The organism is Erythrobacter sp. JB1-15, assembly GCF_057365035.1.
Genome location: NZ_CP200295.1, coordinates 1,417,244 through 1,431,901, shown reverse-complemented (window position 1 = coordinate 1,431,901; position 14,658 = coordinate 1,417,244). Strand labels below are relative to the sequence as shown.

Sequence of the window (14,658 nt, the reverse complement as noted above, 5' to 3'; positions counted from 1 at the left end):
CGCGCCTAATCCTTATGTCCGAAAATCTCACGCGCCTGTGCCCGTCAGCTGCACAAATACATCTTCGAGGTCCGCCTCGCGCGTGGTCACATCCTCAATCGTCAACCCCTGATCCTGAAGAATGGCGAGCACCTGGCCCGCGCTCATCTGATCCTTGTCATAGGTAACTTCGACCCCGCGCTCGCCCGTTTGGACCACTTTGGCAAAGGCATCATGCGCCGGCTGTGCGGCAAGGTCATTCGCGACCGTTACCGCAACGATCTTTTCGCGCGCCATATCGACCAGTTCGCGTGTGGGCTTGTTCGCGATTAATTGGCCGTGATTGATGATCGCGATCCGGTCGCACAATTCCTCGGCTTCTTCGAGGTAATGCGTGGTGAGAACCACCGTCACCCCTTCGCGGTTGAGCTCAGTGACAAGCTCCCACAATTGACGGCGCAATTCGACATCAACCCCTGCGGTGGGCTCATCCAGCACCAGAATGGGCGGGGAATGCACCATCGCCTTGGCCACCAGCAGCCGCCGTTTCATCCCCCCGGACAAAGTGCGGGCATAGGCATCGCGCTTGTCTGCCAATCGGACAGCGGCGAGCAATTCCTCGCTGCGCCGCAGAGCTGCAGGGATGCCGTAAAAGCCGCCCTGGTTCTCCAGCACCTCAAACGGCGTAAAGAACGGATCGAACACGATCTCTTGCGGAACAATGCCAATCGCTCGGCTGGCATTGCGGCGCTGTTCATCAATATCAAAGCCCCAGATATCCGCGCGCCCGCTCGTTTTCATCACGATGCCCGCAAGGATGTTGATCAGCGTCGATTTGCCCGCGCCATTGGGGCCAAGCAGTCCGAAGATTGATCCTTCGGGCACATCAAAGCTGACCCCATCAAGCGCCAATTTGCCTTGCGCGTCCTCGCCCTTGGCCCCTTTGGGCGCAGCATAGCGTTTGACAATGTTGTCGATACAGATGGCAGGGGCATTGGTCATAGGCGGATGCCATAACGATCCTGCCGCCTCGCGCCAAGCAGGAGCCATGAAACAGCGATTGAATTTTTAAGGTCTGCCTTTTATCGCTGCGGCCATGACAACAGCCCAATCTCAAACCGCACCCGAAACCGTCTTTGTCGAAACCCGCCGCGTCAGCTGCGATGGCGCAAGCCAGATCCGTTCAGGCGCAGGGTATCGCCCGTCCGCTCTGGGGCATCCGCTCGTCTATCTTGAGATTGATGAAAGCGGATTTGCCGAATGCGGCTATTGCGACCGTAGGTTCGTTTTGAAAGGCGGCGCGGCGGATGCATAAGGCCCCTCGGCCTTACACCATTGAGCCAGTCACAGCCCATTCAGCATTGTAAACCTAATGTTGCGATGTGGATGGGGATGGCAGAAGGAATAAAGGCATGACACGATCCGCTATGTTTGGAGCCGCCATGGGCCTCGCGCTCGCGGCAAGCCCTGCGGTTATGGCGCAGGATGCTGATATTGAGACCGCGCAATCGGATGATGCGGTAGAAATGACAAAAGGCGAGAAACGCCTCGCCAAATTGACCGAAGGCCGCGTTGCTGGTGAACCTGTGCGCTGCATTCGCACGCGGCCAAGCGAACGCCTGACAGTCATTGACGATACCGCTTATGTTTATGGGAGCGGGAACACCATTTACGTGCAGCGCACGAAAAACCCGGACCGGATCGACCGCGATGATGTGCTGGTGTCGCGCCGTTTCAGCGCAACTCAATTGTGCCGGCTTGATGTAGTCACGACAATTGATCGCGTTTCAGGCTTTTTCAGTGGCGCGGTATTCTTTGAAGACTTTGTGCCTTACACGCGCGAAAAGAAGGACGCGGAGGCCAGCTGAATTTGGGGCGGACACTGCACGCAGGTCCGCTCCCAATTTCTTGAAAACACAAGCTAAGCAAGTGTGCGTGCCAGCCACGTGGGTTTGGGATTAGCGCAATTAGGGCGCGCTGTTGATCCGTTGCAGGCTATCAATGGAGCTTTGATAATGATCCAGAACCTTTGCGCTGGTTGAATCCACGCAATCCAGGTCCATCCCCACTTCAAAATGGTCCCAAACACCTTCAGTGCGCCGGATCGCTTCGGCTTTTGCGTGCAACTCCGACAAAACGGGCAATTCAGACAAAGGGCGCGATGTGGGTATGGCAGCCAAGACATCGAATTGCTTTTGATCCCGGTCTCCAGCATTTTTGCGCTCAGTATTTGAACGACCGATCCGTGCATCGGGCGTTTTTGGCGCATCGATGGCGGGCGAGTACGCTGCAGGCACGAGCCGGAGATCGCCCGCCCTGTGCTCAAGATCCCTCATTCCAAAGTGAAGTGCAGCGCGGCCGTCATCCTGATCAAACCTGCAACCTTGCATCTGATCAAAGAATCCTCGCTTGGGTTGTTTTGCATTGTGACCCGCTCTTGCGCCGGATATTGCCGCGGCGCGTTCAGCGCCCGGCTTGCTAGGCAAGCTCAACGGTTCGTACTCATACAATCCGCCTGCATCGACTGTCCCGATCAGCTTGCGCATGCGTTCTGATCCGTTCCAGTCGCCAATTAGCCAACCTGTTATGCAGGACGCACCGATCAAGGCCATCCACACTTCTACTGCAATCACTTGTTCCACACCGTTTCCCTTTGTCGAGCGCGACGCCTCCCAAACGCTGAACTCTTATGCTGCCCCTTATTCCACCAGCGGAATAACAGGCACATTTCAGAGGCTGCGATCCGCCATTCGAACCCGATCAAAGATCGAACAGCAGCGATCACAACATGCGTATCTTTACCGGGGTTTTGAGGGATTTTTTATCCGTATCGTTACGTATGTGGGCGGTAACAATCGTTAAGCATGCACTGGAACATGGCATTCACTACAGGCGGCGGCTTTGTTGCGCCGCCGCCCGCATACATCACGGTCTTTCTAGGAAAAACGCGCAGATTGAGACGCTTAACCGCGCGCCATCGCATTCATTTTGGCAAGGATGTCTTCTGCTTCGGTGATGATACGGTCCATCAATTCCTGGCAACTGGGAATATCACTGATGAGGCCTGCAACCATTCCGCAGCTCCACGCCCCTTTGTCCATTTCGCCCTCCATCATGATCGAGGGATAGACCCCTGCAACTTCGGGCAGGATATCCTGAATGGTGATCGCATCGCCCAGCTCTTTTTCCTTTTCGAGCAAGCGATCGACCGCATCATTGGCCAGCACTCGCTCCGTATTGCGAAGGGGGCGCATCACAAGCCGGGTATCCAATTCTGATGCTTCTACAATCGCGCGTTTCACATTGTCGTGCACTGGCGCTTCTTTGGTGGCGATAAAGCGCGTGCCCATATTCATGCCCTGCGCGCCCATTGCGAGGCTGGCGACAAGGCTGCGCCCATCAGCCATACCGCCAGACGATACGAACGGGATTTCCAGCTCATCGGCAGCTCGCGGCAGCAGGATGAAATTGGGAACATCATCCTCTCCAGGGTGCCCGCCGCATTCAAAACCATCGACGCTCACCGCATCGCAGCCAATTTCCTGCGCTTTTAAAGAATGCCGCACGCTCGTGCATTTGTGGATCACTTTGATGCCAGCATCTTTGAGCGGACCCAGCAATTCCACAGGATTACGCCCAGCGGTTTCCACCACAGGCACACCGCCATCAATCACCGCTTTGACAATGCCGGGATAATCGGGCGGGGTCAGCGTTGGCAGGATGGTGATATTCACGCCAAACGGTTTGTCCGTCATATCCTTGCACCGCGCGATTTCATTGGCGAGCTTTTCCGGTGTGCCCTGGGTAAGCCCGGTGATGATCCCCAGCCCGCCAGCATTGGAAACAGCTGCTGCCATTTCGGCAAAGCCGACATAATGCATGCCGCCTTGAATAATCGGATGCTGAATGCCGAACATTTCGGTGATGGCGGTTTTCATTGGTCGTCTCCCTCAATTGCTGTTTGGATGCGAGACAAGCCGAGTTTCACAATCCATGCAAGCGCCGATTTAGGGAGGGTCTGCCAGACGCAGCGCGCCGTAACGTCAGCTTTCTTCCCGGACGATCGGACCAGTCTCGCACAGATCGCGAACCGGGCAGATATCGCATTTGGGAATACGCGCGCGGCAGACCCGTTTGCCAAACTGGATGAGCCAGAAATGCCCATCGTCAAGCGCCCATTGCGGGCTGCGATCCTCCAATTGCTGCGCGGTCTTGTCCGCCGTTCTTGCCGCAGTCAGGCCCATTCGATTGCACACCCTGTGTACATGAGTGTCGACCGCGATCACGGCTTTGCCAAAGGTGAAACTCATCACGATGTCCGCGCATTTTCGGCCAATTCCGGGAAGGTCCATCAAACCCTCCCGCGTATCCGGCACGATGCCATCATACTCAGCGATCAACGCCGTGCAGAACTTGCGAATATTGCGAGTCTTGTTGTTGTATAGCCCGCATGGCTTGATCGCCTGCGCAATAGCCTCATCATCCAGCGCCAGCATAGCCTCGGGGGTTTTGGCAAGCTTGAATAAAGCCTTGGTAGCGGCCGCCGTGTTCCGGTCCAGCGATTGCGCAGACAGCATGCACGATATGCACGAACGAAACGCATCGGGCTGCCCTTTTGGCCCCTTGGCGTTCTTTGTTCGCCCTGGCATCGCGTTTGACAAGCGGCGGTAAACCTCCTCGACCTGGCGCTCGCTCAGCATGCCGGGCTGCCTTGTTGCCCCGTCTTGCAGTCTCGACGCACCGGGCAGTCGCCGCATTGCGCCTTGCGCGGGCGGCAATATGTCTGGCCGAGCTTTTTGAGCAGCAAATGATGCTCGTCCATATCAGCAGCGGACCATTCTTCCGGCACAATCGGCATCAGTGCATCATAGGTTTTGGCCGTATCCGCTTTGGCAGGAACCAGCCCCATGCGCTGCATGATCCGGCGATGATGGCCATCAATCACCATAGCGCGCCGCTCAAACGTGCTCGCATTCATTACCCCGGCGGCATTCTTGCGCGCGACACCGGGCAATGTTTCAAGCCACACCATCGCTTCTGCGGTTTCAAGGTTCGACAGATGGCGCAGATCAACACTGCCGCGCATGGTCTTGATAGCGTTCAAACAGTCTTTCAGCCGCCGGGCGGCAACAGCTTGGGAAAGTCTGGCGCTGCAAATGCGCCTCGAGTGTCCCGGCATCCACATTGGCGACCGCATCCCAATCGCCAAAAGCTTTCAAAAGCCCATCGGTGGATGCGTTGGAGGCGGCGGTTTTCGTTTGCGCGCCAATTACGCCGTGAACCAGCACCCATTCAGGGCTGCGACGTTTATCAGCGGGGCGGATGATCCGCCCAAATTGGCCAATCAAAGCGCCCTGTAACGCGCGCAAAGTATCGCTGCGCGGATCAGAGCCTAGATCGAGCTGCATAGCGCATTGCCCATCCTGCCGCAGCCAAACCAATGCAAGGCAGCCAAATCCAGCGAAATTCAGACAAAGCCGTCTCCAGCCCGCGCATGGAGAAAAAATCCATGCCAATCGGGGACACTCTCACGGGCGTGTATGGGGCAAAAATGCGCGCTTCGCTAAATGGCCACCACAGCGCCGCGCCCAGCCCGCCGCTTGTCAGGGTATCAAGCAGACCGTGACTGGCCATCGCGAATGTCAAAAATGCAAGCGCCAGACCGCTGCGCGCCTCTTTCCAGACCAGCGCCAGCGCACCGGCGCATATGCATGCAAATGCTAGCGAATGGGTCGCACCGCGGTGGCCCCATTCATCGGCATATTCAACGCCCAGCTTGAAGCCCGCCACATCGGCATCAGGCGCAATCGCGAACACCGCGCCGGCAACCGCCAGCTTGGGCGATATACGCCCGCGCCCCGCTGCAACCGCTATGGCAAGCGGGACGACAGCGTGAGTGAAAATGGTAGGCATGTGACCAAGATCGGCCCTTTATCGCTCAAATGTCAGCGAAAAGGTGACAGGCACGGCAGGCGTGATCGCATCAAGGCCGGCCAGTTCCTGCAATTGGGCAAGCCCTTCTGACAATTCGAGCGCATCGGCATAGACGATAACGGGCGCCTCGCTAACGACCAAAACACGATCAGCGCCCGCGCGGGTGACCTGCACTTTGGCTTCAATGGGAGCTTCAACGCCTTTGATGGTGAGCTTAGCTTCAAGCGTTTGGCTTGTGCTCTCTCCTACGTTCAACGCTTCGAAAGCTGCAGGATCAATCGTCGCTGTGATGTCTGCGGTGGGATTGTCAGCCACATTAAAGAACACATCGCGCATGCGTTCATTGCGGATATCGACGCCCGTTTCCAGACTGGCAAGATCAATGCTGATCGCTGCCTCACCCGCCTCAGACACGGTGCCGGACAGCGCGCTGAACGTGTTCGGCTCTGCAACATCGCCCGATTTCACCGAGACATAGGAAAGCGATGAGGCGTCAGGATCAATTGTCCAGACGCCTGCTGTTAGCGCTTCGGGCTGGGAAGCGTCAGGCGCGCAGGCTGCCGCGGAGAACACGGCCAATGATGCGAAGGCGATGCGGGTGATGTTGCTCATGAAAAATGCTCGGCTTTTCGTTGACTTCTGTATCATTGATTACCCTGATGATACGCTTGAACCAGCGCGAAAGTTGCACGGTGATTTCGCGGCGCGGTCTATTCCCACTCAATCGTTCCGGGCGGTTTGCTGGTGTAGTCATAGACCACCCGGTTGATCCCTTGAACCTCATTCACAATCCGCGTGGCCACCTGCGTCAGGAAGCTTGCATCGAACGGATAGACATCAGCCGTCATCCCATCGGTGCTGGTCACAGCCCTCAGGCCGCAGACGCTGTCATAGGTGCGGCTATCGCCCATCACGCCCACGGTTTTTACGGGCAGTAGCACGGCAAAGGCCTGCCAAATGGCATCATACAATCCGGCATTGCGGATCTCTTCGAGGTAGATCGCATCCGCTTTGCGCAAGATATCGCAGCGCTCTTTGGTCACTTCGCCCGGGATGCGGATTGCAAGGCCGGGTCCGGGGAAAGGATGGCGACCAACAAAAGCCTCGGGCAAGCCCAGTTCGCGGCCCAGATCGCGCACTTCGTCCTTGAACAATTCACGCAAAGGCTCGACCAGCTGCATGTTCATGCGTTCCGGCAGGCCGCCAACATTGTGATGACTTTTGATGGTCACCGATGGTCCGCCTGTGAAACTCACGCTTTCGATAACATCGGGATAGAGCGTGCCTTGGGCGAGGAAATCCGCACCGCCCACGCCTTTGGCTTCGGCTTCAAACAGGTCGATGAACGCGCCGCCGATGAATTTGCGCTTTTTCTCAGGATCGGTGACCCCGGCCAGCCCTTTGAGGAACGTGTCTTCTGCATCCACCGCGATAAGCGGGATGTTGTAATGATCGCGGAACAGGCTGACGACCTGTTCAGTTTCATTAAGCCGCATGAGGCCATGATCGACATAGACACAGGTAAGCTGGTCGCCGATGGCCTCGTGGATCAAGACGGCCGCAACCGCGCTATCCACTCCGCCTGACAGGCCGCAAATGACCCGGCCGGTGCCAACCTGTTCGCGAATTTCGGCAATTTTGGTCTTGCGAAATTCCGCCATCGTCCAATCGCCTTTCAGTCCGCAGACATGACGCACGAAATTGGCGAGCAGCCTGCCGCCATCGGGCGTGTGGACGACTTCGGGGTGGAACTGGGTGCCGTAAAATTTGCGCTTTTCATCGGCAATGACAGCAAATGGCGCGCCATCAGACGTTGCGACGATTTCGAAGCCGGGAGCAAACTGCGTGACTTTGTCGCCGTGGCTCATCCAAACCTGATGGCGTTCGCCTTCTTTCCAAAGGCCATCAAACAAGGCGCAGGGTTTGGTCACTGTCAGAAAAGCCCGGCCAAATTCGCCGCCTCTTGAACCATCGCCGCCGGTTTCATGACCGGGGCGCACTTCGCCGCCCAATTGCTGGCTCATCACCTGTTGGCCGTAACAAATGCCAAGGATCGGGATGCCCGCTTCGAAAAAGCTCTGCGGACAACGCGGGCTGCCGTCTTCGGGCACGCTGGCGGGCGAGCCTGACAGAATGATGCCCTTGGGCTTCATCCGTTTGAAAGCGTCTTCGGCGGCGTTGAATGGGGCGATTTCGGAATAAACCCCCGCCTCGCGCACGCGGCGCGCGATCAGCTGGGTCACCTGGCTGCCGAAATCGACGATAAGGATGGAATCGGGGATGTGCGTGTCGTCCATGGACACGCGCGTTACGGCAAGGCGCGGCGCACTGTCCAGCGGGGTTGGGACAAGTTTTCAGGCGGCCTATATCGCTGCGCTGCAACATCGCTGATTGAGCTTGTACATACTGAAACGAAAATTTTGCATCCAACTTGTTGGAACAAACGTAGCGTTGTTCGCGTTTGCACAATTATCTTTGTGCGCTGCACAATGTTTCGATCTGTTTTTCAAAGGACATCTCCCATGCGTTTTTATCTCCCGCTTTGCGCTCTTGCTGCCATCGCTGTGCCTGCAAGTGCCGTGGCAAAAGACAACATCACCACCGTCCCCGTGCGCGTTTCGCTTGAGAATGTGGACCTTGGCAACGCCGCTGACCGCGCCGTGTTGGAGCAGCGCATCGAGGCCAAGCTGCGCAAGGCCTGCACGGTTGAAACCAATGCCCGTTATGCTCTTGGACGCACCATTGTAGACGAAAAGTGCGTCGCTGATGCGCGCGCCGCGGCCATGCAGGCTGTATCCAAGTTTGCCGCCAACGAAGCACGCGGAAGCGGACAGGCCTCTGCCAACTGAACAATCTCAGCTTTTTGATTTGCTGAGCGGCTGCCTGATAGGTCGGGCAGCCGCTTTGCGTTACGGCGCAGAGGGCTTCCGCGCTATGTTGCATAAAGCGCAAATAAAATCGACGTTTTCGCATTTGAGTTTCATGCAATCGAACACCAAATGGCTCCCGTCGCCGGGCGAAAGGTTTCTCTCTCCTCTTTCACCGGGCGCATATAGGCAACCGATCTATCCCGGACACGGGCGATACATCGGATGCCATTCGCTTGCCGCTCGCAAGCGTCCGATCATAAAAGAGAGCGTCGGCAACCCAAAGCCGGGTGTCTTCCAGCACTCAGGCTTTGCCCCTCCCCCTCGCCGCGCTCTTTCGTCAGCGTTCCCCGCGTTGATGCCATTCGGATGCTTTGAGCCGCAGGCAGAGAAGCAGGACCGTCCAGTGCCCCAAAAGGGGTGTGCTGGGATCGGCGGTCCGGTTTCTTTGCCTACCGGCTAAAACGAGCGCGCAGCGATCCGCGAGACGCGGCCACACTCTCCCCCTCTCCCAAAGCGTGGCCGCGTCTCCAATCGCGGCTCTCGCCAAAACGCCCGAGGCTTGCGCGCAGACGGTTATTCGACCCCGCCCAATTGATCCGCTTTTTCGCGCAAATCGCTTTTCAGGATTTTGCCGATATGGCTGCGCGGCAATTCATCAACCGCATGGAGCGCAGCAAGCCGCTGCGTTTTGCCAAGCCGCACATTCACCGCCTGCATGACCGCATCTGGCGCCTGCGCACTCTCGTCAAGCACGACAAAACCCACCGGGCTTTCCCCCCATTTGCGCGAGGAGGCACCGACAACTGCGGCATCAAGCACGCCGGCCTCGCTCAGCAATTCACTTTCCAGATCGCTGGGATAAATGTTGAACCCGCCTGAAATGATCATGTCCTTGGCGCGGCCCACCAATTCCACAAAGCCATCTTCATCCACCCGGGCAATATCGCCCATGCGCATCCATACCTCGCCGGTTTCAGGATCGGTGTACCGCGCCTCGGCGGTTTTGTCGGGGCGGTTTTTATAGCCGGACATCATTGTGTGCGACCGCCCAATCAGATTGCCGGGGGTTCCCGCCGGCACTTCGTTATCCTCATCATCCAGAACCCGCATCTCGCTGCCCGGCGCAGGTCGCCCGACCGTGTGAAGCTTATCGGGAAACTTGTGACATTCCAGCAGGCACACCACGCCGCCTTCGGTCATCGAATAAATCTCCACCAATCCGCCCGGCATCCGGGCGAGCACTTCGCGTTTCAACTCAGCGGAAAACGGCGCGGATGTGCAATATTTGAGCGTCAGCGATGACAAATCAAAATCGGCAAACCCGGCAAAATCCATCAGCCGCTGATATTGCACCGGCACCAGCATCGTGACGGTCGACCGGTCCGCCTGCGCATGGGCAAGCCAGCGCGCGGCATCAAACTTGCCCATGATCCGCACCGTTCCGCCTGCGAAAAGCGGCGCCAAAAATCCGACCATGGTGGTGTTCGAATACAGCGGAGTGGAAGCCAGCGAGCGCACCGGCAGGCCAGCCTCCAGATAGGACATCGCAGTCGGCCCAAACTGACGCCAGCGCATTTGATGCGAATGAACGATCCCTTTGGGAATGCCGGTGGTGCCGCTGGAATAGATAATATTGAACGGATCGCCAGGCGCGGGGTCAAAATTGGGCGCGCGGCTGCCCGGCGGGGCCATCCATTGCGCAATATTCTCAAGCGGAACGCGCATCAGATCAGCAGCAAAATCCGCGCTCAATTCGCTTGCTTTGCCAGCATCAATAAACAGATGCCGCGCGCCCGAATCGGCGACCATGCCAGCCAATTGCTGGGCCGAAGCGCTGGTGGTGAGGGGCGCTGCGACCCCGCCCGCCCGTACCGCGGCCAGAAACACCAAAGCGTAATTGACGCTGGATGTGCCAAGGATCGCCACCGATTGCCCGCGTTCCAACCCCGTTTCGACAAGCCGCGCCGCCAATCGCTCAACCTCGCCAATCAATTCCGCCCAAGCGCAATCGCGCGTGTCATCGACGAGAGCGATCGCATCAGGTTGCGCCATTGCCCATTCACGAAGGATGGCGGCGAAAGAGCCAAATGGCTCGGCGAGTTGGGCCTTGATGGCCGCTTGTGCTGCGGGCGGTGTCATAGGCGAGCAGGATGCCGCGCGAAGCGATCGGCGGCAAGAGCGCTTCGCAGTTTGGATTTGTTTACGCTTGGCCTTCACAAGGAGCAAAAGGCGAGGAGGCCTTAAGCATGACGCGATCATATACATGGGCACATCTATCGGCATATTTACGGGGCTTAGGCATGGTGTGCGCCGGGATTTTCGGGCTGGTTCTCGGTGCGCATGCAAGCGCACAGGACGAAACCGCACCGCCGCCTCCCTCGATGAAACCGACCCCATCCTTTTTGGTGCTGCTGGCCCATCCCGATGATGAAATCATGCTTGCCCCTGCCCTGTCACGCATCGCTCAATCGGGCGGAGAGGTGACGGTGATGTTCGCGACCAGCGGCGATCAAGGACCAGGGTTCAGCGGCCTTGAACCCGGCCCTGACCTTGCAAAACTGCGCGAGGATGAGGCGAATTGCTCGGCCTTTGCCCTGGGATTGAATGCGCCGGAGTTTTGGCGGCTGGGTGATGGCACACTGGCCAAAGATGCGCATTTGCCCGGCAGCACGGCGCGCACGCTTGTTTCTTATGTTGGTGAAGCGATCCGGCTTACCTCTCCAAAGGCTGTTTTGACATTCGGCCCCGACGGCGCGACCGGTCATGCCGATCACCGCATGATATCAGCAGCGGTAACGCAGGCCGTGCAGGGGATGGATACAGGCCGGCCTGATCTGCTTTACCTTGCCATGCCCGGCGACGCGGCAGCGCAATTGCCCGGCTTTGAAGGATCGGGCGGGGTCAATCCGGCGCTGATCACCGACAGGATCGGCTATGACACATCTGATCTGGATGCAGCGCAAATTGCGGTTGAATGTTATGAAAGCCAATTTGATCAGGCCATGCGCGACAATCTGATCCTGACGCTCAACACTCAGGTTTGGCGCGGGCAGGTGCAATTGCGTCTGGCCTTTCCTCCACTGAATTAAGCCGCCTGCAAGCTGTGATCGCCGCCCTTGCTGCATGGCCCGAATTGGGACGCAGCAAGCCCAATTGCGCCCGAAACGCGGGCCGCCCAGACAAAAGGTGGAAAACCCGCTCACCTAAGCCATGATAGCTTGGGTAATCGCGCCATTGCGCCTATATCATCGCTATGGACGAACAGACCCCCGAAAGCTCAGAAAATACCCGCCAGAACGGCGAATATGGCGCCGATCAGATCAAGGTTTTGAAAGGCCTTGATGCGGTTCGCAAGCGGCCCGGCATGTATATCGGTGACACTGATGATGGGTCAGGCCTGCATCACATGGTGTTTGAGGTGTCAGACAACGCCATCGATGAAGCTTTGGCGGGGCATTGCGATCTGGTGCTGATTGAACTGAACGCGGATGGCTCAGTATCCGTAGAGGACAATGGCCGCGGCATTCCGGTCGGCATGCACAAGGAAGAGGGCGTGTCCGCTGCTGAGGTTATCATGACCCAGCTGCATGCAGGCGGTAAGTTTGAAAACACCTCTGATGACAACGCCTATAAGGTTTCAGGCGGGCTTCACGGCGTGGGCGTGTCAGTGGTCAATGCCTTGTCCGAATGGCTGGAGCTGACGATCTGGCGTGATGGCAAAGAGCACTGGATGCGGTTTGAACATGGCGATGCGGCCGGCAGTCTCGAAGTGCGCGGGCCTGCACCCAAAGTCGATCAGAACCCGGATGAAAACGGTTTTAAGAAAGGCACGCGCGTCACCTTTCACCATTCGAATGACACATTCAAAAACGTCACCGAATATGATTTTGACAAGCTTGAGCACCGCTACCGCGAGCTGGCGTTCCTCAACTCAGGCGTGCGCATCCTTTTGCGCGACAAACGCCACGAAGATGTGCTGGAACATGATCTGTTTTACGAAGGCGGCATTGGTGCGTTCGTCAAATATCTTGACCGCAACAAATCACCCCTGATCCCTGAGCCGATTTCGGTCTCGGCGAACAAGGACGGGATTGGCATTGATGTCGCGCTGCAATGGAATGACAGTTATTACGAAAACGTCCTGACATTCACCAATAACATCCCGCAGCGCGATGGCGGCACGCATCTGGCGGCATTCCGCGCGGCGCTGACCCGCACGCTCAACAATTACGCGACCAATTCGGGTCTTTTGAAAAAAGAGAAAGTGTCGCTGTCGGGTGAGGATATGCGCGAGGGGCTGACCGCGATTGTCAGTGTAAAACTGCCTGATCCCAAATTCTCCTCGCAAACCAAAGACAAGCTGGTCTCCTCAGAAGTGCGTTCTCCGCTGGAAAGCCTGATGGGCGAGAAAATGAGCGAATGGCTGGAGGAAAATCCGGCTGATGCAAAATCCATCGTCCAAAAGATCATCGACGCCGCGGCAGCGCGCGAAGCGGCCAAGCGCGCTCGCGAAATGAGCCGCAAGGGCGCGATGAGCATTGCCTCGCTGCCCGGAAAACTTGCCGATTGTCAGGAACGCGATCCGGCCAAATCCGAACTGTTCCTGGTCGAGGGCGATTCAGCGGGCGGCTCTGCCAAGCAAGGGCGTGACCGCAAGACTCAGGCGATCCTGCCGCTCAAGGGTAAAATCCTGAATGTGGAACGCGCGCGGCTTGACCGGGTGATCTCGTCCAAAGAGGTTGGCACGCTGATCCAGGCGATGGGCACGGGCATTCGCGAAGAATTTGATCTGGAAAAACTGCGCTATCACAAGATCGTCATCATGACCGACGCCGATGTTGACGGCGCGCATATCCGCACATTGCTGCTCACATTCTTCCACCGGCAAATGCCCGATGTGGTCGAAGCGGGGCATCTGTTTATCGCTCAGCCGCCTTTGTATAAAGTCTCCAAGGGCCGCAGCGAGGTTTATCTTAAGGATGAGGCTGCGATGGACCGCTATCTGGTTGATGCCGGATTGCAGGGCCGCGTGCTTGAAACCGCAGGCGGCGCGCGATCGGGCGAAGATTTGCGCGCTTTGGTCGATTCTGCGCTGCGATTGCGCAGTCTGATTGGCTTTGTCCCGCGGCGTTACGACCCTGCAATCGTTGAGCAGATGGCGCTGGCTGGCGCGCTTGATCCTGCTTTGTCGCCATCTGACCGGTTCACAGCTCTGGAGCTGACCGCATCACGCATGCAGATGGGCGATCCCGAAGCCCGCTGGAGCGTTGAGATAATCGAAAGCGGCGAAAGCACAGGCGGTGTCCGGTTCAGCCGGATCTGGCGCGGCGTCACCGATGTGCACGAGATCGAAGCGCGCTTCCTTTCCAGCACCGAAGCGTTGAAATTGCACGGCCTCGCAGGCCCGCAAGCCGATGCCTATGAAGGGCCCGTGCAACTTGTCAAAGGCAGCGGAGCCCCCGCCGAGACATCTGCTGAAAACTCCGCAGACGACGCGAATGATGATGGCGACGATGCCCCCGTAATCAGCAGCGATGATGCAATCACCCGGCCTACCCAATTGCTTGATGCAGTCTTCGCCGCCGGACGCAAAGGTCTGGCCATCAGCCGGTACAAAGGTCTTGGCGAAATGAATGCCGAGCAATTGTGGGAAACCACGCTTGATCCCGAACACCGCGTTTTGTTGCAGGTGAAAGTCGAAGACGCCGATGTAACCGACGAGATTTTCACCCGGTTGATGGGTGATATCGTCGAACCGCGCCGCGAGTTTATTCAGGACAACGCTCTCAATGTGGCAAACCTTGATGTGTAATCAGCTTATCGCACGCCAAAATCAGGATGGATGATCGCCACTTGATCTTCGCCATCGCGCGCC

At 57.5% G+C, this 14,658-nt stretch carries 15 protein-coding genes; 5 read left to right on the top strand and 10 right to left on the bottom strand.

All coding sequences use genetic code 11. The annotated features are described in order from the left end of the window. Positions 1-27: 27 nt before the first annotated feature. Positions 28-981: an ABC transporter ATP-binding protein gene (locus tag AC0V6L_RS06845; RefSeq protein ID WP_486153569.1), complete on the bottom strand. Its 954-nt coding sequence runs from the start codon at positions 979-981 to the stop codon at positions 28-30. A gap of 94 nt (positions 982-1,075) precedes the next feature. Here AC0V6L_RS06845 and AC0V6L_RS06840 point away from each other — a divergent pair, with 94 nt between their 5' ends. Beyond that, positions 1,076-1,294, top strand: a complete 219-nt coding sequence (locus AC0V6L_RS06840) for a zinc-finger domain-containing protein (protein ID WP_486149499.1) — start codon at positions 1,076-1,078, stop codon at positions 1,292-1,294. A 97-nt stretch (positions 1,295-1,391) separates the two neighbouring features. Then, positions 1,392-1,847, top strand: coding sequence for a hypothetical protein (locus AC0V6L_RS06835; protein WP_486153568.1), 456 nt, complete (start codon positions 1,392-1,394; stop codon positions 1,845-1,847). Positions 1,848-1,946: 99 nt separating this feature from the next. On the opposite strand, the gene AC0V6L_RS06830 is transcribed toward AC0V6L_RS06835, so the two are convergent. The 8 genes from AC0V6L_RS06830 to guaA form a co-directional block, all read right to left on the bottom strand. Next, positions 1,947-2,621: a hypothetical protein gene (locus AC0V6L_RS06830; RefSeq protein WP_486153567.1), complete on the bottom strand. Its 675-nt coding sequence runs from the start codon at positions 2,619-2,621 to the stop codon at positions 1,947-1,949. A gap of 321 nt (positions 2,622-2,942) precedes the next feature. Next, on the bottom strand, positions 2,943-3,917 hold the full coding sequence (locus tag AC0V6L_RS06825) for an NAD(P)H-dependent flavin oxidoreductase (RefSeq protein WP_486153566.1): 975 nt from the start codon (positions 3,915-3,917) through the stop codon (positions 2,943-2,945). A gap of 105 nt (positions 3,918-4,022) precedes the next feature. Next, positions 4,023-4,679: an endonuclease III domain-containing protein gene (locus tag AC0V6L_RS06820; protein ID WP_486153565.1), complete on the bottom strand. Its 657-nt coding sequence runs from the start codon at positions 4,677-4,679 to the stop codon at positions 4,023-4,025. Next, a complete protein-coding gene (locus AC0V6L_RS06815) occupies positions 4,673-5,065 on the bottom strand; it encodes an endonuclease III domain-containing protein (RefSeq protein WP_486153564.1) in 393 nt (130 codons plus the stop codon). Before AC0V6L_RS06815 ends, AC0V6L_RS06820 begins: the two co-directional genes overlap by 7 nt. After that, a complete protein-coding gene (locus AC0V6L_RS06810; RefSeq protein WP_486153563.1) occupies positions 5,049-5,387 on the bottom strand; it encodes a hypothetical protein in 339 nt (112 codons plus the stop codon). Before AC0V6L_RS06810 ends, AC0V6L_RS06815 begins: the two co-directional genes overlap by 17 nt. After that, the gene (locus AC0V6L_RS06805) at positions 5,365-5,892 is read right to left on the bottom strand and encodes a metal-dependent hydrolase (RefSeq protein ID WP_486153562.1); all 528 of its coding nucleotides are present in this window, start codon (positions 5,890-5,892) and stop codon (positions 5,365-5,367) included. The genes AC0V6L_RS06810 and AC0V6L_RS06805 overlap by 23 nt, the downstream gene beginning before the upstream one ends. Positions 5,893-5,910: 18 nt before the next feature. Then, positions 5,911-6,525 (bottom strand): YceI family protein, encoded by a 615-nt coding sequence (locus AC0V6L_RS06800; RefSeq protein ID WP_486153561.1) that lies wholly within the window; start codon positions 6,523-6,525, stop codon positions 5,911-5,913. 98 nt (positions 6,526-6,623) lie between these two features. Beyond that, a complete protein-coding gene (guaA, locus tag AC0V6L_RS06795; RefSeq protein ID WP_486153560.1) occupies positions 6,624-8,210 on the bottom strand; it encodes a glutamine-hydrolyzing GMP synthase in 1,587 nt (528 codons plus the stop codon). Positions 8,211-8,435: 225 nt separating this feature from the next. Here guaA and AC0V6L_RS06790 point away from each other — a divergent pair, with 225 nt between their 5' ends. After that, a complete protein-coding gene (locus AC0V6L_RS06790) occupies positions 8,436-8,762 on the top strand; it encodes a UrcA family protein (protein WP_486153559.1) in 327 nt (108 codons plus the stop codon). 594 nt (positions 8,763-9,356) lie between these two features. On the opposite strand, the gene AC0V6L_RS06785 is transcribed toward AC0V6L_RS06790, so the two are convergent. Then, positions 9,357-10,922 carry a class I adenylate-forming enzyme family protein gene (locus AC0V6L_RS06785; RefSeq protein ID WP_486153558.1) on the bottom strand — a complete coding sequence of 522 codons (1,566 nt, stop codon included), beginning with the start codon at positions 10,920-10,922 and terminating at the stop codon, positions 9,357-9,359. 161 nt (positions 10,923-11,083) lie between these two features. Between AC0V6L_RS06785 and AC0V6L_RS06780 the strand changes: the two genes are divergently transcribed. After that, on the top strand, positions 11,084-11,872 hold the full coding sequence (locus AC0V6L_RS06780; RefSeq protein WP_486153557.1) for a PIG-L family deacetylase: 789 nt from the start codon (positions 11,084-11,086) through the stop codon (positions 11,870-11,872). A gap of 164 nt (positions 11,873-12,036) precedes the next feature. After that, positions 12,037-14,595, top strand: coding sequence for a DNA topoisomerase (ATP-hydrolyzing) subunit B (gyrB, locus tag AC0V6L_RS06775; protein ID WP_486153556.1), 2,559 nt, complete (start codon positions 12,037-12,039; stop codon positions 14,593-14,595). Positions 14,596-14,658 lie beyond the last annotated feature (63 nt).